Source organism: Nonomuraea sp. NPDC050733, from assembly GCF_040654215.1.
Lineage (GTDB): Bacteria > Actinomycetota > Actinomycetes > Streptosporangiales > Streptosporangiaceae > Nonomuraea.
On the sequence record NZ_JBFAHO010000028.1, the window covers coordinates 1 to 17,961 of the forward strand.

The following is a 17,961-nucleotide window of genomic DNA, read 5'->3' on the forward strand; positions in this document are numbered from 1 at the left end:
CGCCCCGGGGGGGGGGGCGCCGGGGGGGCCCCCCCCCCGGCGCGGTGGGGGGCGGGCGCCGCCGTGAAGCGGGGGCGCGTCAGACGAGCGGGCGCGCCGTGGGCAGGATCGGGTACGGCAGGGCCGTCTCGCCGGTGAGGTACCGGTCCACGCCGGAGGCGGCGGCGCGGCCCTCGGCGATGGCCCAGACGATCAGCGACTGGCCGCGGCCCATGTCGCCCGCCACGAAGACGCCGTCCACCTTGGACATGTACGTCTTGTCGCGCGCCACGTTGCCCCGGGGGTCGTAGAAGCCGTCGCCGGCGACCTCGGCGAGGTCCTCCAGCAGGGCGCCCTTCTCCGGGCCGAGGAAGCCCATGGACAGCGTGACCAGCTCGGCCGGGATCTCCCGCTCGCTGCCCGGGACGGGCTGGAAGCCGTTCTGCGGCCCCTCGACCTCGACCAGGCGCAGCGCGCGGACGTTGCCGGCCTCGTCGCCGACGAACGCGGTGGTGGAGACCGCGTAGACGCGGTCTCCGGCGCCGCTCTCCAGCTCCTCGTGCGCGCTCTCCATCTTGAACAGGATGGGGAACGTCGGCCACGGCTGGCTGCCGGGCCGCGACGCCGGCGGCCTCGGCATGATCTCCAGCTGGGTGACCGAGCGGGCGCCCTGGCGGATGGCCGTGCCGATGCAGTCGGCGCCGGTGTCGCCGCCGCCGATCACCACGACGTGCTTGTCCTTGGCCGTGATGGGCGCCTCGGCGAGGTCGCCCTCCTGGACCTTGTTGGACAGCGGCAGGTACTCCATCGCCTGGTGGACGCCGTTCAGCTCGCGGCCCGGGACCGGCAGGTCGCGCCACTGGGTGGCGCCGCCCGACAGCACGACCGCGTCGAACTGCTCGCGCAGCTCGGCGGCCGTGACGTCCACACCGACGTTGACGCCGGTGCGGAACTCGGTGCCCTCGGCGCGCATCTGGGCGAGCCTGCGGTCGATGTGCCGCTTCTCCATCTTGAACTCGGGGATTCCGTAGCGCAGCAGGCCGCCGACGCGGTCGGCCCGCTCGAACACCACCACGTCGTGCCCGGCGCGGGTGAGCTGCTGGGCGGCGGCCAGCCCGGCGGGGCCGGAGCCGACCACGGCGACGCGCTTGCCGGTCCTGCGGGCCGGCGGCTGCGGCGTCACCCAGCCCTCGGCGAACGCCCGATCGATGATCTCGACCTCGACCCGCTTGATCGCCACCGGGTCGGAGTTGATGCCGAGCACGCACGCCGCCTCACACGGAGCCGGGCAGAGCCTGCCGGTGAACTCCGGGAAGTTGTTGGTGGCGTGCAGCCGCTCGATCGCCTCCCGCCAGTCGGTGCGGAAGACCAGGTCGTTCCACTCGGGGATGAGGTTGCCGAGCGGGCAGCCGTTGTGGCAGAACGGGATGCCGCAGTCCATGCAGCGGGCCGCCTGCTTGGTCAGCTTCTCCTGCGGGAAGTCCTGGTAGACCTCCTGCCAGTCGCTGATGCGGACGTCCACGGGGCGGCGCGCCGGCAGCTCGCGGTCGTACGTGAGAAACCCCTTGGGGTCGGCCATCGGTTACGCCTCCCTTAACCCTGAACCGCAGCGGACATGACCGCTTCGTCGACGTCGCGGCCCTCGACGCGGGCGGCCTCGGCCGCCAGCAGGACCCTCTTGTAGTCGGTCGGCATGATCTTGCCGAACCGGCCGAGCGCGGACTGCCAGTCGGCGAGCAGCTCCTTGGCCGCCGGCGAGCCGGTCTCGGCGAAGTGCTTCTCGACCGTCTCGCGCAGGAACTCGGCGTCCTCCTCGGTGAGCTCCTCGATGGCGACCATCTCGCGGTTGACCCGCTCGGTCCGCAGGTCGAGCAGGTAGGCGACGCCGCCGGACATGCCGGCCGCGAAGTTGCGGCCGGTCGGGCCGAGGACGACGACCTTGCCGCCGGTCATGTACTCGCAGCCGTGGTCGCCGACGCCCTCGACGACGGCGGTGGCGCCCGAGTTACGCACGCAGAACCGCTCGCCGACGACGCCGCGGACGAACACCTCGCCGGAGGTCGCGCCGTACAGGGCGACGTTGCCGGCGATGATGTGGCCGTCGAGCGGCGCCTCGTCGTGCGGGCGGACCGTGATGCGCCCGCCGGACAGGCCCTTGCCGAGGTAGTCGTTGGCGTCGCCGGTCAGCCGCAGCGTGACGCCGCGCGGCAGGAACGCGCCGAGCGAGTTGCCCGCCGAGCCGGTGAAGGAGATGTCGATCGTGTTGTCGGGCAGACCGGCTCCGCCGTACCGCTTGGTCACCTGGTGGCCGAGCATGGTGCCGACCGTGCGGTTGACGTTGCGGATGGGCAGCTCCAGCGTGACGGGGGTGCCGTCGTTGAGCGCTCCCTCGGCGAGCTGGATGAGCGTGTTGTCGAGGGCGTGCTGGAGGCCGTGGTCCTGCTCGACCGTGCGCCGCAGCGGGGTGCCCTCGGGCAGCTCCGGCCGGTGCAGGATCGGCGACAGGTCCAGGCCGCTGGCCTTCCAGTGGTTCTCGGCCGCCGAGACGTCGAGCAGCTCGACGTGGCCGATGGCCTCGTCCAGCGAGCGGAAGCCGAGCTCGGCGAGGTACTCGCGGATCTCCTCGGCGATGAACTCGAAGAAGTTCACCACGAACTCGGGCTTGCCGCTGAAGCGCTTGCGCAGCTCGGGGTTCTGCGTGGCGACGCCCACGGGGCAGGTGTCGAGGTGGCAGACCCGCATCATGACGCAGCCGGACACGACGAGCGGAGCGGTGGCGAAGCCGTACTCCTCGGCGCCGAGCAGGGCGGCGATGACGACGTCACGGCCGGTCTTGAGCTGGCCGTCGACCTGCACGACGATGCGGTCGCGCAGCCCGTTGAGCAGCAGCGTCTGCTGGGTCTCGGCCAGGCCGAGCTCCCAGGGCGCGCCCGCGTGCTTGAGCGAGGTGAGCGGGGAGGCGCCGGTGCCGCCGTCGTGCCCGGAGATGAGCACCACGTCGGCGTGCGCCTTGGACACACCCGCCGCGACCGTGCCGACCCCGACCTCGGCGACGAGCTTGACGTGCACGCGCGCCGCGGGGTTGGAGTTCTTCAGGTCGTGGATGAGCTGGGCGAGGTCCTCGATGGAGTAGATGTCGTGGTGCGGCGGCGGCGAGATGAGGCCGACGCCGGGCGTGGAGTGCCGCGTCTTGGCGACCCACGGGTAGACCTTGTGGCCGGGCAGCTGGCCACCCTCACCGGGCTTGGCGCCCTGGGCCATCTTGATCTGCAGGTCGGCGGCGTTGACGAGGTATTCGCTGGTGACGCCGAACCGGCCGGAGGCCACCTGCTTGATGGCCGACCTGCGCTCGGGGTCGTAGAGGCGCTCGGGGTCCTCGCCGCCCTCGCCGGTGTTGGACTTGCCGCCGAGCCGGTTCATCGCGATGGCGAGCGTCTCGTGCGCCTCCATCGAGATCGAGCCGTACGACATCGCGCCGGTGGAGAACCGCTTGACGATCTCGGAGACCGGCTCGACCTCCTCGATGGGGATCGGCGTCCGGCCGGTCTTGAGCTTGAACAGTCCGCGCAGGGTCATGAGCCGCTCGGCCTGGGAGTCCACCATCTCGGTGTACTCCTTGAAGATCTCGTAGCGGCGCGTCCTGGTGGCGTGCTGGAGCTTGAAGACCGTCTCGGGGTTGAACAGGTGCGGCTCGCCCTCGCGCCGCCACTGGTACTCGCCGCCGACCTGGAGCCTGCGGTGCGCGTTGGGCACGCGCGGGTAGGCGTGGCGGTGCCGCTCGGCGACCTCGCGGGCCAGCACGTCGAAGCCGACGCCGCCGAGCCGGGAGGTGGTGCCGGTGAAGCAGGAGTCGATGACCTCCTGGCTCAGGCCGAGCGCCTCGAAGATCTGCGCGCCGGTGTAGGAGGCCACGGTCGAGACGCCCATCTTGGACATGACCTTGATGACGCCCTTGCCGTACGCCTTGATGAGGTTGCGCGCGGCCTTGCGCTTGTCGCCCGGGATGACGCCGGTCTCGACGAGGTCCTCGACGGTCTCGATCGCGAGGTACGGGTTGACCGCGCCGGCGCCGTAGCCGATGAGCAGCGCCATGTGGTGGCACTCGCGGGCCTCGCCGGTCTCGATGACCAGGCCGATCTTGGTGCGGGTCTTCTCCTGGATCAGGTGGTGGTGCACCGCGCCGGTCAGCAGGAGCGCCGGGATGGGCGCCAGCTCGGCCGAGGAGCCGCGGTCGGAAAGCACGATGATGCGCGCGCCCTCCGCGATCGCCTGGGACACCTCGGCGCGGATCTCCTCCAGGCGGTGCAGCAGCGCCTCGCCGCCGCCCGACACCTGGTAGAGGCCGGAGACGACGTGCGGGTGGAAGCCGGGCAGGTCGCCCTCGTCGTTGATGTGGATGATCTTCGCGAGCTCGTCGTTGTCGATCACCGGGTACGGCAGGACGAGCTGGCGGCAGGAGGTGGGGCCGGGGTCGAGCAGGTTGCCCTCGGGGCCGAGCACGCTGGCCAGCGAGGTGACCAGCTCCTCGCGGATGGCGTCCAGTGGCGGGTTGGTGACCTGCGCGAACAGCTGCGTGAAGTAGTCGAACAGCAGCCGCGGCTTCTCGCTGAGCACCGCGACGGGCGTGTCGGTGCCCATCGAGCCGAGCGGCTCGGCGCCCGTCTTCGCCATCGGCGACAGGATGATCCGCAGCTCTTCCTCGGTGTAGCCGAAGGTCTGCTGCCGCTTGACCAGCGCCTCGTGGGTGGGGACCTCCCGCTGGCGGGCGGGCAGCTCCTCGAAGCGCACCAGGCCGGCGTGCAGCCAGTCCTCGTACGGCAGCTCGGCGGCGAGCTCGGCCTTGATCTCGTCGTCCTCGATGATCTTGCCCTGGGCGGTGTCGATGAGGAACATCCGGCCGGGCTGCAGGCGGCCCTTGCGGACCACGTCGCCGGGGGCGAAGTCGAGCACGCCGGCCTCGGAGGCCAGCACGACCAGGCCGTCGGCGGTCACCCAGAAGCGGCCGGGGCGCAGGCCGTTGCGGTCGAGGACGGCGCCGGCGAGCGTGCCGTCGGTGAAGGTGATCGAGGCGGGGCCGTCCCACGCCTCCATCATCGAGGAGTGGAACTCGTAGAAGGCCCGGCGGGCCGGGTCCATCTCGGTGTGGTTCTCCCACGCCTCCGGGATCATCATGAGCACGGCGTGCGGGAGGCTCCGGCCGCCGATGTGCAGCAGCTCCAGCGCCTCGTCGAAGCTGGCGGTGTCGCTGCCGTCGGGGTCGCAGATCGGGAAGAGCCGCGAGATGTCGCCCGGGATGTGGGCGGAGGCCAGCATCGCCTCGCGGGCGCGCATCCAGTTGCGGTTGCCCTTGACCGTGTTGATCTCGCCGTTGTGCGCGATGTAGCGGTACGGGTGGGCCAGCGGCCAGCTCGGGAACGTGTTGGTGGAGAAGCGCGAGTGGACCAGCGCGATGGCCGTCTCGTAGCGCTCGTCGGCCAGGTCGGGGAAGAACGGCTCGACCTGCTCGGGGGTGAGCATGCCCTTGTAGACGATCGTCCGGGAGCTCAGGGAGGGGAAGTACACGCCGGCCTCGTGCTCGGCGCGCTTGCGCAGGCAGAAGGCCAGCCGGTCGAGCTCGATGCCCGACTCGCCGGCCGGGCCGGCGACGAACAGGTGCGCGAAGTGCGGCATGGCCGCCCGCGCGCTCGGCCCGGGAAGGGCCCGGTCGACCGGCACCTCGCGCCAGCCGAGCACGGTCAGGCTCTCCTCGGCGGCGAGCTCCTCGATCAGCCGCACGGCGGCGGCGCGCTCGTCCTCGCCGGCCGGCAGGAACGCCATGCCGGCGGCGTAGCGCCCGGCCTCGGGCAGCGCGAAGTCCACGCTCCCGCGCAGGAAGGCATCGGGGATCTGCGTGAGGATGCCGGCTCCGTCGCCGGTGTCCGGCTCGCTACCCTTCGCCCCCCGGTGGTCGAGATTGAGGAGCGCCGTCAGTGCCTTGACCACGATCCCGTGCCCGCGGCGGCCGGCGACGTCGGCCACCATGGCCACGCCGCAGGCGTCATGCTCGTTGGCGGGGTGGTAGAGGCCCTGGGGCTCAGGAAACCCGAGGTGGGCAGCAGGCATTGAATCCCTCCCGTCGTCATCGTCTGTCCGGAACTGCTCAACAGGCGGGGACGACGTTGGCCCTGCTGTGTGTTGTGCGTAGAGGTTACCGCACCCATCTCACATGGTGCCCGCTCTGTCCGCATTGCGAACATTGCACCTATCTGGAGCTGGGCATATCCACTCGGGCAACACCGTAAACCATGCCCTGAATTCCCTTGCACGGGGCCGATAGGGTTTGAGGCATGGATCGTGACGGGGTGGAGCGGCTGCTCACCGAGGCCGGGGTGGACAGCAGGCGGCTCAGGCACGCCCTCACGCTCCTGTGCGACGGCCAGTGGTGGACCCTGGCAGACCTGGTCCGGGAGACGGCCACCTCGCGGCGGACGATCGAGGCGCTGCTGCGCGAGGTGCGGCTGGAGCACTCCGGCGACGACCGCTTCCGGGTGCCGCCCGCCGACTCCCCCGGCTACCAGGACCTGCTGGCCATGGCCCCGCCGCCCGAGGACCCGGTCGCCCACCTGCTGCCCCACTACCGGCACGTGCTGGAGCGCCTGACGGAGCTCGTCGCCTCCGGCCCGCGCTCACGGCACGCGCTCGACCACGTGGCCGCCACCCCCGAGACCGTGCTGCGGCGGGCGCTGCTGCTGGGCGCCCGGTTCTGGCTGCCCGGCGCGCGGCTGCTGTGCGTGGGCGACCATGACCTGACCTCGCTGGCCGTCAAGCTCGTCCACCCCGAGACCGACGTCACCGTCGTCGACATCGACGAGCGCATCCTGCGCCACATCGACGCCCAGGACCTCGGGGTCCGCACCCGCTGGGCCGACCTACGGCTCGGCCTGCCGCCGTCCGCGACGGACCACGACCTGGCCGTCACCGACCCGCCGTACACGCCGGAGGGGGTCGGGCTGTTCGTGGCGCGCGCCCTGGAGGGCCTCAAGCCTGACGGGCGGGTGCTGCTGGCGTACGGGGCGAGCGAGCGCACGCCGGCGCTGGCCCTGAAGGTGCAGGGGGCTCTGTCGGCGCTCAACCTCTCCTACGAGGCGATCTATCCGGACTTCAACCGCTACGACGGCGCGGAGGCCATCGGCTCGGCCGCCGACCTGTACGTGCTGCGGCCCACCTCCCGCACGCGTCCCGCGGTCGCCGCCCGCGTCGAGCGGCTCTCGACCGCCATCTACACACAGGGCCCGCAGTCGGTCGAGTCCGCCGCGCCGGTATCCCCGGTCCCGGCCGAGACCGCCGAGGGGGCGGACCTGCTGGTCGGCGACTGGCCCAAGGAGCTGCCGCAGCCGCGGGTCAGGCTCACCACGTGGCTCGCCAAGCCCTACGCCGCCGCCGTCCGCCGGGTGGCCGTCGCGGTGCCGCCCGGCCTGGAGGCGGCGCTGCCGCGCCTGCTCCTGGCCACCCGGGCCGAGCACGTGCGGGCCCGCCTCGCGGAGCCGGCCGGGCCGCTGCCGGAGTTCCTGTCCGCGGTGTACGCGACGACCGCCGCCGGCGACGTCGTGGAGGCGGTGCGGCAGCCGCAGCCCGCGGACGCGGCGGGGGCGGCGCTGCGGCGCATCCTCGACAACGCCCACGGGCGGCTGGCCAACACCTGGCGCGAGGCGCTCATCGCCCTGGCCCGCGAGCAGGGCGCCACGCTCACCAAGAACGAGGCCCGCGCCCTGATCCGGCAGACGGCCCCGTGGGCGGAGGGCCTGACGCCGCTGGAGGCGCCCCTGCACCGCCTGGCGAGCCTCCCCACCCAGGTGGCCGCCACGGTCAGGGCCCTGTCCGGCACCCTTCCCGGCTGACGGGCGCGCGCGGGCCGGCCGCGTGACCTCCTGCGAGGCGACGGGGGGACGGCTGGACCGGGCTACGAGGCGACGGCGGACCGCTGGACCGGGTCGGCGGTCAGGGCGAACGTCTCGACCAGCTCCACGCACGTCCCGTGCTCGCCCATGACGCACAGCGCCAGCGTGTCGTAGGCCGCGGTGAACTCCGCGGCCGGCGGCAGCGCCCCGTCCTCGGGCCGCCGCGCCCGTTCCCGGAACCGGGTGATCGTGACGTGCGGGCGGAACAGCTCGCCCACCTCGTCGTAGCCGTACCTGTCGAGGTGGTCGCGGGCGGGCGGCGGGGCGGTGAGCCGGTGGTCGGCGAGCACGCGGCCGACCGGGTCGAGGCGGCGCAGGCCCGTGCGCAGCGGGGCGAGCGCGGCGATGACGTCCTCCTGCAGCCGTGTGAGGGCGCCGGTCTTGACGTAGAACAGCTCGAACATGCCGTGCTCGTTGCCCGCGAACCGGTCGGCCGCCAGGTGGAGCGCGGGCGTGCGCGCGCTGATGTCGCGCAGCCGCTCGATCGCGGCGGCGCACTGGGCCGCCGTGAAGTTGGCCATGTAGAGCGAGATGTGCGGGTACGGCCCGTCCTCACGCAGGACGAACTCGGTGGGGGCCGGCTCGGCGCATCTCCGGCTCAGCTCGGCCGAGCGGGCGTTGACGTCCGGCGGCGGCAGGAGCGCCACATCGTAGACCGGGAGATCGTCCATACCGCTCATGGTAGGGACTCCAGGCGCGATCCGCTCCCCCCGCGAGGCGCCGTCCTATCATGAGAGGAGCGCCGTAGGGGGGGTGCCGCATGCGGGTCGACGTGGTCGTGGAGACACCCGGGGGGTCGCGCAACAAGTACGAGATGGATCAGGCGATCCAGCGGATCCGGCTGGACCGGCTGCTGTTCACCTCGACCGCCTACCCCTACGACTACGGGTACGTCACGGAGACCCTGGCCGAGGACGGCGACCCGCTGGACGCCATGGTGCTCCTGGACACGCCCACGTTCCCCGGGTGCGTGATCTGCGCGCGGCCGATCGCGGCGTTCTGGATGACCGACGAGCACGGGCCGGACGCCAAGATCCTCTGCGTCCCGGCCGGCGACCCGCGCGCCGACCACGTGCGCGACCTGGAGGACGTGCAGTGGTACGTGCTCAACGAGATCGGCCACTTCTTCGACGTGTACAAGGACCTGGAGCCCGGCAAGAGCAGCAGCACCCGGGGCTGGGAGCCCCGGGAGTGCGCCGAGGAGATCATCGGCGAGGCGGTGCGCCGGGCCGGCGAGGGCCGCTGACGTCCCGCCTCGCGCCCCTCCGTCACACGAGGCTCTGGCCGCCGTCGACGGTGATCACCTGCCCGGTGACGTACGGGTTGGCCATGAGGAACAGGGCCGACGCGGCGGCCTCCTCCGCGGTGCCGTACCTGCCGAGCAGGGTGCCCGAGCCCGCGGCGGCGATGGCGGCGTCGGTGTCCAGCCCCGAGGCGCCGCGCATCAGCGGCGTGTCGACGACGCCGTAGCGGACGGCGTTCACCCGCACCCGGCGGGCCGCGAGCTCGACGGCGAGCCCGCGGGTGAAGGTCTCGACGGCCCCGATGGCCGCAAGCGCGCCGGTCATCCCGGGGTTCGGGCGCAGCGCGTACGTACCCGAGCTGAACGTGATCGAGCCGCCCGCGGGGAGCCGGCCGGCGGCCAGGCGGGCGGCGGTGAAGGCGCCCCAGACCCGCTCCTCGAAGACCGCGCGGACGTCGCCGGCCGAGAGCTCGGTGACGGGCCCGAAGGCCGCCAGGCCGCCGCTCGTGACGAGCACGTGGTCGACGGAGCCGGCCCCGTCGAAGGCACGGGCCAGCGCCTCCTCGTCGGCCCCGTCGGCCGCCACACCGAGCACCCCGTCGTCTTCCCGGGCCTGGTCGTCTCTCCGGGCCTGGCCGGCGGCGGGCGCGCCCGCCGCTTCGCGCCCGGTCCGCGCCGCATCGCGGACGCGGGCGACCGCCGCGGCCAGCCGTGCGGGGTCACGGCCGACCAGCACCACCCGGCCGCCGAGGCCGCGCAGCAGGGTCGCCGCGGCCAGGCCGATCCCCGAGCTGCCGCCCACGACGACGGTGGTCGAGCCGCCGAGGCCCGTGGGCAGCGGTGAGCGCAGGGGAATGGGAGAGGGAGCGGGCGCGGTGGCGGTGGCGATGGCGGTCATGATGTCGTCCTCCTGAAGTAAACCATCCGGTTGGTTTAGATCCTGCCCGCACTCCGCCACCAGTGTCAACTGGATGGTTTAATTCAGGGCATGAGCTACGACGCGGAGGCCACCCGGCAGCGCATCTTCGAGGCCGCCACCGCCGAGTTCGCCACCTGCGGCCTGGCCGGGGCGCGGGTCGAGCGGATCGCCGCCGCCGCCAGGGCCAACAAGCAGGCCATCTACCTGTACTTCGGCGGCAAGGAGAAGCTGTTCGGCGCGGTCGTGCGCGCCAAGGTGGACGAGGTGTGCCACACCGGCTCGATCGACCCGAACGCGCTGGGCGAGTCCGTCGGGCAGCTCTTCGACTGGTACCAGGAGCACCCGGAGCTGATCCGGCTGCTGCTGTGGGAGGCGCTGGAGAACGGCGCCGGCCCGCTCCAGGGTGAGGACGAGCGACGCGCCGCGTACCGGGACAACGTGCGCGACCTGATCGGCTCGGGCGTCGCCGCGGACCTCGACGAGCCGGCGCGCACCCGCGCGGCGCAGGACTGGATGTTCACGCTGCTCGGCCTGGTGGCGTGGAGCTTCGCGGTGCCGCAGCTCTGCCGCCTCGTGCTGGACGAGGACGACGAGGTGGCCGCCCTCGCCCGCCGCCGCACGGCCGTGGTCGCCGCCGCCCGCGCCCTCGCCGCGCAGCGCCCGATGGAGGCGAGCCGTCCGAGCTGAGGCTCCAGGATTCTGCGAGGGGTCACGATCGGACCCGCACGGGCCGGTCAGGCGTCCACGGGCCGGCGGTCGGTGTCCGGCACCCACCGCCGCGGGTCGCCCGGCGCGGGGAGCGCGGGGCCGCGGCCCAGGCGCCGGAGCAGCGTCCGCAGCGGCGGGCGCGGGCCGTGCCGGCGCCAGACGATCGACCACGGCAGCAGGATCTCCGGATCGGCGATCGGGACCCGGCGCAGCCCGCTGCCGGACGCGTCGATGCTGCTCTCCCCCAGCCCGACGGCGGCCTTCTCCCGGAGGAACCCCTCCACCAGGTGCCGCTGCCCGATGGCCGGCTCGGTGAAGCGGAGCGGGACACCGAACCGCTCGCACAGCCGCCTCAGGTAGCCGCGCCACTCCGCGGCCCCCGCCGGGTCGGGCATGGCGATGCCATGCTCCCGCAGGTCCGCTGGGCTCAGCACCGCCCTGCCGGCCAGGAGGTGGTCCTCGGGCAGGAACGCGTGCAACGGCTCCAGCCGTACGAGGCGGCACGCCAGCTCGGCCGGCCACGGCCCTGGAGTGTCGTGCACCCGGCCGAAGGCCGCGTCGATCTCCCCGCGCCGCAGGGCGGGCAGCGCCACGGACAGCCCTTGCCTCATGCTCAGCTCGATCCGCAGGGGCGGGTCCGGCTCGCTCGCCTCGCGCAGCATCCGCAACGGGGTGAACCGCTCGTCGTAGACGTCGACGCGCAGCGGTTCGTCGTCCGCGCGGGCGGCCCGCACGGCCCGGTCGAACGCCGCCACGGCCTCCATCGCCGCCGGAAGCAACCGCCGCCCGGCCGCGGTCAGCTCCACACTGCGTGTGGTCCGCTCGAACAGCCGCGCCCCCAGGGCGTCCTCCAGCCGGCGGACGCGTTTGGACAGCGCCTGCTGGCTGATGTACAGCCGCGCCGCCGCCCGCCCGAAGTGCAGCTCCTCGGCGGCGGCGGCGAACGCCCGCAGGCCGTGGATGTCCGCCTCCATGCCGGACGAGCCTGGACCGACAACCACCGGTTGTCAATGCGGCGCGAACCGCTGTTGGACACCCGGACCGGCCGGCCGCTTCGCTGGGACTCCGACGAGAGGGGACATCGCTGTGGACATCGTGAGAATCCGTCCCGAGCTGCACCTGGTGCTGCTGGAGTTCGGGCAGATGTACGTGTGGGACGACGAGGGCGCGCTGACCCTCGTCGACACGGGCATCGCCACCTCCGGCCCGGACATCGCCGAGGCGCTCAGCCGGCTCGGCCGCCGTACGGATGACGTGCGGCAGGTCGTGCTCACCCACTTCCACGAGGACCACTGCGGCGCGGCGGCCGAGATCGCCGGCTGGGGCGAGGTGAGCGTGATGGCGCACCGGCGGGAGGCGCCGGTGATCCGCGGGGACGTGCCCGGCCCGCCGCCGGCCTTCACCGACGAGGAACGCGCCCTGCACCGTCGGCTGGGCGCCCACCTGCTGCCGCCCGCGCCGCCCTGCCGCGTGGACCGCGAGCTGGAGGACGGGGACGTGATCGCCTTCGGCGGCGGGGCCCGGGTGATCGCCACGCCGGGGCACACCGACGGAAGCATCGCCGTCCACCTGCCGGGACCGAAGGTGCTGTTCACGGGTGACACGGTGGCCCACGTCGGCGGGCGGGTGACGCCCGGGGTGTTCAACCTGGACCGAGCCCAGATGCTCCGCTCGTTCGCCCGGCTGGCGCGCCTGGACGTGGAGGTGGCCTGCGTCGGCCACGGCGAGCCGATCCCCGACGCGGGCGCCGCCCTGACCGCCGCCGCGGCCGCCCTCTGACCCGGCACGTCCGGGCTGGACGGTGCCATGAGCGTCCGAGGGGCGCGCAGGCGCGTCCAGGCCACCGGGGTCGGCGCGCCGGTCTCCGGCAGGCAAGCGGTTTTCTCCGGGCACCGGTTCAGGCGGCCAGGTTCAGGGCGCGGGCCACTTCGCCCGTCGCTGCCCCGGTCCGCGTGGAGGTGTAGCCGTCCCGCAGGGAGGCGTCCGGGTCCTTGAGGCCGTCGCCGCTGAGGGTGATGACGACGCGCCGCCCCGCGGGCAGGTTGCCGCGCTCGTGCTGGTCGAGGAGGCCGGCGACGCCCGCGGCCGAGGCGGGCTCGGCGAAGACGCCGTCGTGGCGGGCGATCATGCGGTACGCGTCGAAGATCTGCTCGTCGGTCACCGCGGCGATCAGGCCGCCGGACTCGTCGCGGGCCGTGACGGCGCCGTCCCAGGTGGCCGGGTTGCCGACGCGGATGGCGCTGGCCGCCGTGGTGGGATCGGCGACGGGCGCGCCCATGACGAGGGGGGCGGCGCCGGCCGCCTGGAATCCCCACATCCGAGGGGTGCGCGTGGCCGGGCCCTCGGCGGCGTAGGTCTGGTAGCCGTTCCAGGTGGCGGTGATGTTGCCGCCGTTGCCGACCGGCAGGCAGTGGAGGTCGGGCGCGTCGCCGAGGGCGTCGACGATCTCGTACGCCACGGTCCGCTGCCCGGCCAGCCGCAGCTCGTTGCGTACGGAGTTGACCAGCGCTATGGGGTGGTGGGCGGCCAGGTCGCGGGCGACGCGCAGGCAGTCGTCGAAGGTGCCGTCGATCTCCACGATGCGCGCTCCGTACCGGACGGCCTGGCCGAGCTTGCCGAGCGCGATGGCGCCGCGCGGGATGAGGACGGCGGCGGCGAGCCCGGCGCGGGCGGCGTAGGCGGCGGCCGAGGCGCTGGTGTTGCCGGTGGAGGCGCAGATGACCAGCTCGGCGCCCGCCTCGGCGGCCCGGCTGACCGCGATGGTCATGCCGCGGTCCTTGAACGACCCGGTCGGGTTGGCGCCCTCGACCTTCAGCCACACGTCGCAGCCGGTCAGCGCCGACAGGTGGGCGGAGCGGAGCAGCGGGGTGTTGCCCTCGTGGAGGGAGACGGAGGGGGTGTCGTCGGTGACCGGGAGCCAGCGCCGATAGGCGCTGTCGATCAGACCATGCCAGGTGCTCATACCCCGGACCATAACATTCGTTTCATCAGCAACGTCAAATCGATGCTGATGTAACATATGTCAATATGGAGTCCGACACGCTGGCGGCCCGCCTCGGCGAGGTCTATTCCGAGCTTCCTCCGGGTGAGCGGGCGATCGCCCGGGTGATCCTCGACGACTACCCGTTCGCGGCGCTCGGCTCGCTGCGCTCCCTCGCCGAGCGGGCCGGCGTCAGCCCGCCGACCGCCTCACGCCTGGTCGGCCGGCTGGGCTTCGCCGGCTTCGCCGAGTTCCAGGCGGCGGTACGGTCCGGCGCCCGGGAGGCGGACCGGTCACGGCTGCGGGAGTTCGTCACCCGGCCGCCCGACCCCGCCCGCGCCGCCGACGAGCTGCGGGCCGGCCTGGAGGGCGCCCTGACGGCGGTGACCGGGCCGCTGCTGGACGCGGTCGCGACCCGGCTGGCCGGGGCGGGCGGCGTGTGGGCGCTGGGCGGGCCGCTGAGCGAGCTGGCCGCCGACTACCTGGTCCGCCAGCTCGCCGGCCTCCGCCCGGGAGCGCGCCGCGTCCCCGAGACGCCTCCGGGCCGCGCACGGGCCCTGCTCGACCTGGGGCCCTCCGACGTGGTGGTCGCCTACGACTTCCGCCGCTACTCCCCCGACACGGCCCGGTTCGTCCGGGCGGCGCGGGGGCGCGGGGCGCGGCTGATCCTGGTCACGGACGCCTGGGAGTCGCCGCTGGCCGACGAGGCAGAGGTGCTGGTACGGCTGCCCCGCGAGACGGCCGGGCCGATCGCGCCCCTCACCCACGAGATCGCGGTCACGGAGCTCATCCTCGTCGCCACGGCCACCCGCCTCGACGCCTCCTCCCGGCTCGCAGACCTCGACACGCTCACGCGGGAGCTGTCCGCGGAGGCCCCCTGACCGCGTGAGAGCCCCGGAAGGCAGGGGTGCGTCAGGCTGCGGCGACGACGCGGGACTGGACGACGTGGCCCAGCCGGTCGAGGGCGATGAGCGTCGTCACCAGGTCCGCGCCCTTCCCGCCCTCCGCCGTGCCCACCCAGCTCACCGTGACGTAGTGGCCCATCGCCCGCGCCGCGGCCCGGCTGCGGGCGGCGTCGAAGGACACCGCCGGGCGGACGAAACCGTTCTTGCCGAGCGCCGCCACCAGGGCGTCGGCGGCCCGCCCGTCGGCCAGGTTGAAGATGACGAACTGGCCCCGCACCCCCTGCGGTCCCTCGTACGTGGCCCGCAGCGCCTGGGTGCACCCGGCGGCGGAGGCCCCCCACAGCGCGTCCTCGCAGTCGTCGAGCTGCTCGGCCGACACGCGCCGCAGCGTGCCGAGGGTGGCGGTGCCGGCGCTGAAGACCTCGTCCACCGTCAACGGCCGCGCGTCGGCCTGGCGGGAGTCGATGACGGAGTAGAGAGCGGAGGTGCGCTCGCTGCGGAGCGCGGCCGGCCGGGGCTGGTCACGGCCGAGCCAGAGCCAGGCCCCGGCGGCGGCCACCGCGAGCCCGGCGACGGCCGCCAGCGCGACGGTGAGACGGCGCCGCATCAGGACCTCGGTCCCGTGATCGTGACGACCCGCCGGTAGACGGCCTTCTCGGCGCCGCGCAGCGCCAGCGCGAGCGAGACGAAGTCGTCCTTGGCGGTCGGCTCGGACCCGTCCGTCTTGGCCAGCCACACCAGGCCGACGTAGTGGCCGAGCGCGTAGCCGGCGCCCTCGGAGTGGCCGCCCTGGGGGAACGCGGTCGCGCCGGCGGCCAACGGCTGGACCCAGCCACCCCGGTAGCCGAGGTTGAGCGCGTCGACGAGCTGCCCGGCGGCCTGCCCGTCGCGCAGGTTGAGCAGGGTGTACTGGCCGATGTAGCGGCCGTCGGAGCTGGTGTAGAGTCCGCGCGCGGCCTGGCTGCACTCGGCGTCGGCCACCTGCTCGCGCAGCTCCTCCCCCCACACCGCGGCCGCGCAGTCGGCGTCGAGCCGGTGCGCGGCGAGCTTGAGAGTGAGCTTCTTCTCGCCGGTGAGGGTCTTCTGGGCGAAGACCTCCTTGTCGGTGAGCGGCTTGGCGTCCTTGGCCCGGTCGAGGACCGGCTCGAACAGCTTGGGCGAGGCCCAGGCGTGGTAGGTGGCCGGCAGCAGGGCGTCGCCGCCGGCCGTGCCGCCGGGCTCCCGCTTGGAGATGTAGCCGCTGCCGAGCGAGGTCACGGCGACGACGAGCGCGTACGAGGCGGCGACGACACCGATGACCGTGGCGACGATCACAATGATCTTCTGCTGCTTGGGGGCGAGGCCCAGGTCGGTGAGCAGCGGAAGCTGCCAGTCCGAACGTGGCGGGCGGCGGCGCTTGCGCGGCGCCTGCTTGGTGGTGGTCACAGCCCCGACGCTCCGATCAGACTGCCCAGGGCGAAGGTGAGCCCGGCGGCCAGCGCGCCGACGAAGAGCTGACGCAGGCCGGTGTACCACCAGCTGCGCGCCGTCACCGTGGACACCACCGCGCCCGCGGCGAACAGGGACACGCAGGACACCACGGCCGACAGCAGCAGACTCGTGGCGCCGAACAGGTAGGGCACGAGCGGCAGGATCGCGCCGACCGCGAACGACAGGAACGACGAGACGGCCGCCACCCTGGGCGAGGGCAGGGTGTGGGGGTCTACGCCGAGCTCGTTCTGCGAGTGGACCTCCAGGGCGACCTCGGGGTCGCGGGAGATCTGGGCGGCCACCTCGGCGGCGGTGTCGGGCCGGACGCCCTTGTCGACGAGGGCCTGGGCGAGCTCCGCCTGCTCGGCCTCGGGGTTGCGCTGGAGCTCGCGGCGCTCGACGGCGATCTCGGCCAGGGCCAGCTCGCGCTGGCTGGCCACCGACACGTACTCGCCGCCGGCCATGGAGAACGCGCCCGCCGCGAGGCCCGCGCCTCCGGCCAGCAGCACGACCTTGGGCTCGGAGGTGCCGCCGGCGACACCGGCGATGAGCGCGAAGTTGGACACCAAACCGTCCATGGCGCCGAACACCGACGGCCGCAGCCAGCCGCCGGTGACGTCGCGATGCTGGTGGTGGATCTCCGCGCGTCCGGTCATCGCGCGTGCTTCTCCTCTGCCCTGGCGTGCTCACCGGGCGCCCGGTCCGGCCCCTCCGCCTCCGGCTCGCCCTCGGGATCCACGCTACCCTCCGGGCGCTCCCCCGGGTCCACGGCACCCGTACGGGCGGAGCCGCCCTCGTCGGAGGCGCCCGCCTCCCCGCCGGCCGGTTCGTCGTCCCCCGAGGAGGGTGCGCCGGCGGAGGCCGCCGGAGCCTCGCTCTCGTCCGCCTGGTCGGCGGGGTGGGCGGGGTCCGCCGCCTGCCCGTCCCCGCCTTCGAGTCCTTCGGCTCTTTCGAGTGAGTGCGCCTGCGGCGGGACCACGTGCTCCACGGCGTCCTTGTCACGGGCCGCCCAGAAGTAGATCAGCGCGCCGACGAAGACCACGAGCGCGGTCCACTGGTTGATGCGCAGCCCCAGGAACATCACGGCGTGGTCGACCCCGCCCACGGGGTCGATCCGCAGCCCCTCGATCCAGAACCGCCCCAGGGTGTAGCCCGCCACGTACAGCGCGAACAGCCGCCCGTGGCGCAGCGTGAGCCGGCTGCCCACCAGCAGCAGCGCGAAGCCCAGCGCCAGGTCCCACAGTGACTCGTACAGGAACGTCGGGTGGTAGAGCACCCCCGGCGCCCCGCCGTGGTACTGGTCGATCTCCAGCCCCCACGGCAGCGTGGTCGGGCTGCCGTACAGCTCCTGGTTGAACCAGTTGCCCCAGCGGCCGATGGCCTGCGCGAACGCGATGCCCGGCGCCACCGTGTCGGCCACGGCGCTCAGCGACAGGCCGCGGCGGCGGCAGGCGATCCACACGCCGACGCCGCCGAGGGCGATCGCGCCCCAGATGCCCAGGCCGCCCTCCCAGATGAACAGCGCCTTGTAGGCGGGCTTGATCGCGCGGTCGCCGAAGTAGGTCTGCCAGTCGGTGATGACGTGGTAGAGGCGGCCGCCGATGAGGCCGAAGATCACCGCGGGCACGGCGATGTCGATGATCGTGCCCTTCTGGCCGCCACGGGCGCGCCAGCGGCGCTCGCTCAGCCAGACGGCGAAGACCACACCCGCGACGATGCACAGGGCGTAGGCCCGGATCGGGATGATTCCGAGATACCAGACCCCTTGGGAAGGGCTGGGAATCGAGGCAAGGGGCATGTCGGTGAGGGTAGCGGACACC

General features: G+C 73.5%; 15 protein-coding genes. 5 read left to right on the top strand and 10 right to left on the bottom strand.

What is annotated here, in order from left to right:
- Nucleotides 1-79: 79 nt before the first annotated feature.
- Nucleotides 80-1,558 carry a glutamate synthase subunit beta gene (locus tag AB0H64_RS31950; RefSeq protein WP_357632088.1) on the bottom strand — a complete coding sequence of 493 codons (1,479 nt, stop codon included), beginning with the start codon at nt 1,556-1,558 and terminating at the stop codon, nt 80-82.
- 14 nt (nt 1,559-1,572) lie between these two features.
- Entirely contained in the window at nt 1,573-6,081 is a 4,509-nt protein-coding gene (gltB, locus tag AB0H64_RS31955; protein ID WP_357632090.1) for a glutamate synthase large subunit, read from the bottom strand.
- A 224-nt stretch (nt 6,082-6,305) separates the two neighbouring features.
- Between gltB and AB0H64_RS31960 the strand changes: the two genes are divergently transcribed.
- Nucleotides 6,306-7,856 (top strand): bis-aminopropyl spermidine synthase family protein, encoded by a 1,551-nt coding sequence (locus AB0H64_RS31960; RefSeq protein ID WP_357632092.1) that lies wholly within the window; start codon nt 6,306-6,308, stop codon nt 7,854-7,856.
- Between the two features lie 62 nt (nt 7,857-7,918).
- Here AB0H64_RS31960 and AB0H64_RS31965 read toward each other — a convergent pair whose 3' ends face one another.
- A complete protein-coding gene (locus tag AB0H64_RS31965) occupies nt 7,919-8,587 on the bottom strand; it encodes a DUF1045 domain-containing protein (protein ID WP_357632094.1) in 669 nt (222 codons plus the stop codon).
- An 89-nt stretch (nt 8,588-8,676) separates the two neighbouring features.
- On the opposite strand from AB0H64_RS31965, the gene AB0H64_RS31970 reads away from it, so the two are divergent.
- Nucleotides 8,677-9,162, top strand: a complete 486-nt coding sequence (locus tag AB0H64_RS31970) for an inorganic diphosphatase (RefSeq protein ID WP_357632096.1) — start codon at nt 8,677-8,679, stop codon at nt 9,160-9,162.
- 22 nt (nt 9,163-9,184) lie between these two features.
- On the opposite strand, the gene AB0H64_RS31975 is transcribed toward AB0H64_RS31970, so the two are convergent.
- Nucleotides 9,185-10,057: an SDR family oxidoreductase gene (locus AB0H64_RS31975; RefSeq protein WP_357632098.1), complete on the bottom strand. Its 873-nt coding sequence runs from the start codon at nt 10,055-10,057 to the stop codon at nt 9,185-9,187.
- 90 nt (nt 10,058-10,147) lie between these two features.
- Here AB0H64_RS31975 and AB0H64_RS31980 point away from each other — a divergent pair, with 90 nt between their 5' ends.
- A complete protein-coding gene (locus AB0H64_RS31980) occupies nt 10,148-10,765 on the top strand; it encodes a TetR family transcriptional regulator (RefSeq protein ID WP_357632099.1) in 618 nt (205 codons plus the stop codon).
- Between the two features lie 47 nt (nt 10,766-10,812).
- Here AB0H64_RS31980 and AB0H64_RS31985 read toward each other — a convergent pair whose 3' ends face one another.
- Nucleotides 10,813-11,760 carry a LysR family transcriptional regulator gene (locus AB0H64_RS31985; protein ID WP_357632100.1) on the bottom strand — a complete coding sequence of 316 codons (948 nt, stop codon included), beginning with the start codon at nt 11,758-11,760 and terminating at the stop codon, nt 10,813-10,815.
- A 112-nt stretch (nt 11,761-11,872) separates the two neighbouring features.
- Here AB0H64_RS31985 and AB0H64_RS31990 point away from each other — a divergent pair, with 112 nt between their 5' ends.
- Nucleotides 11,873-12,565 carry an MBL fold metallo-hydrolase gene (locus AB0H64_RS31990; RefSeq protein WP_357632102.1) on the top strand — a complete coding sequence of 231 codons (693 nt, stop codon included), beginning with the start codon at nt 11,873-11,875 and terminating at the stop codon, nt 12,563-12,565.
- Nucleotides 12,566-12,683: 118 nt separating this feature from the next.
- On the opposite strand, the gene thrC is transcribed toward AB0H64_RS31990, so the two are convergent.
- Complete coding sequence (thrC, locus tag AB0H64_RS31995) at nt 12,684-13,748, bottom strand: threonine synthase (protein WP_357632104.1); 1,065 nt, start codon at nt 13,746-13,748, stop codon at nt 12,684-12,686.
- Nucleotides 13,749-13,813: 65 nt separating this feature from the next.
- Here thrC and AB0H64_RS32000 point away from each other — a divergent pair, with 65 nt between their 5' ends.
- Nucleotides 13,814-14,647, top strand: coding sequence for a MurR/RpiR family transcriptional regulator (locus AB0H64_RS32000; RefSeq protein WP_357632106.1), 834 nt, complete (start codon nt 13,814-13,816; stop codon nt 14,645-14,647).
- A gap of 31 nt (nt 14,648-14,678) precedes the next feature.
- Here the strand turns inward: AB0H64_RS32000 and AB0H64_RS32005 are convergent, their stop codons facing one another.
- Genes AB0H64_RS32005 through lgt form a run of 4 tightly spaced genes read right to left on the bottom strand, consistent with a single transcriptional unit; the run spans nt 14,679 to nt 17,939 of the window.
- A complete protein-coding gene (locus AB0H64_RS32005; protein WP_357632108.1) occupies nt 14,679-15,278 on the bottom strand; it encodes a hypothetical protein in 600 nt (199 codons plus the stop codon).
- Nucleotides 15,278-16,096, bottom strand: a complete 819-nt coding sequence (locus AB0H64_RS32010) for a hypothetical protein (RefSeq protein WP_357632110.1) — start codon at nt 16,094-16,096, stop codon at nt 15,278-15,280. The genes AB0H64_RS32005 and AB0H64_RS32010 overlap by 1 nt, the downstream gene beginning before the upstream one ends.
- On the bottom strand, nt 16,093-16,797 hold the full coding sequence (locus AB0H64_RS32015) for a VIT1/CCC1 transporter family protein (protein WP_357632112.1): 705 nt from the start codon (nt 16,795-16,797) through the stop codon (nt 16,093-16,095). The genes AB0H64_RS32010 and AB0H64_RS32015 overlap by 4 nt, the downstream gene beginning before the upstream one ends.
- The gene (gene lgt, locus AB0H64_RS32020) at nt 16,794-17,939 is read right to left on the bottom strand and encodes a prolipoprotein diacylglyceryl transferase (RefSeq protein ID WP_357632114.1); all 1,146 of its coding nucleotides are present in this window, start codon (nt 17,937-17,939) and stop codon (nt 16,794-16,796) included. Before lgt ends, AB0H64_RS32015 begins: the two co-directional genes overlap by 4 nt.
- Between the last annotated feature and the right edge of the window lie 22 nt (nt 17,940-17,961).

Excerpts from the sequence above, each read along its gene's own strand:
- AB0H64_RS31975 (WP_357632098.1), bottom strand. The coding sequence starts at position 10,057 with ATGACCGCCATCGCCACCGCCACCGCGCCCGCTCCCTCTCCCATTCCC.
- AB0H64_RS31950 (WP_357632088.1), bottom strand. The coding sequence starts at position 1,558 with ATGGCCGACCCCAAGGGGTTTCTCACGTACGACCGCGAGCTGCCGGCG.
- lgt (WP_357632114.1), bottom strand. The coding sequence starts at position 17,939 with ATGCCCCTTGCCTCGATTCCCAGCCCTTCCCAAGGGGTCTGGTATCTC.
- AB0H64_RS32005 (WP_357632108.1), bottom strand. The coding sequence starts at position 15,278 with ATGCGGCGCCGTCTCACCGTCGCGCTGGCGGCCGTCGCCGGGCTCGCG.
- AB0H64_RS31965 (WP_357632094.1), bottom strand. The coding sequence starts at position 8,587 with ATGGACGATCTCCCGGTCTACGATGTGGCGCTCCTGCCGCCGCCGGAC.
- AB0H64_RS31960 (WP_357632092.1), top strand. The coding sequence starts at position 6,306 with ATGGATCGTGACGGGGTGGAGCGGCTGCTCACCGAGGCCGGGGTGGAC.
- AB0H64_RS32015 (WP_357632112.1), bottom strand. The coding sequence starts at position 16,797 with ATGACCGGACGCGCGGAGATCCACCACCAGCATCGCGACGTCACCGGC.
- AB0H64_RS31985 (WP_357632100.1), bottom strand. The coding sequence starts at position 11,760 with ATGGAGGCGGACATCCACGGCCTGCGGGCGTTCGCCGCCGCCGCCGAG.
- AB0H64_RS31970 (WP_357632096.1), top strand. The coding sequence starts at position 8,677 with ATGCGGGTCGACGTGGTCGTGGAGACACCCGGGGGGTCGCGCAACAAG.
- gltB (WP_357632090.1), bottom strand. The coding sequence starts at position 6,081 with ATGCCTGCTGCCCACCTCGGGTTTCCTGAGCCCCAGGGCCTCTACCAC.
- thrC (WP_357632104.1), bottom strand. The coding sequence starts at position 13,748 with ATGAGCACCTGGCATGGTCTGATCGACAGCGCCTATCGGCGCTGGCTC.
- AB0H64_RS32000 (WP_357632106.1), top strand. The coding sequence starts at position 13,814 with ATGGAGTCCGACACGCTGGCGGCCCGCCTCGGCGAGGTCTATTCCGAG.
- AB0H64_RS31980 (WP_357632099.1), top strand. The coding sequence starts at position 10,148 with ATGAGCTACGACGCGGAGGCCACCCGGCAGCGCATCTTCGAGGCCGCC.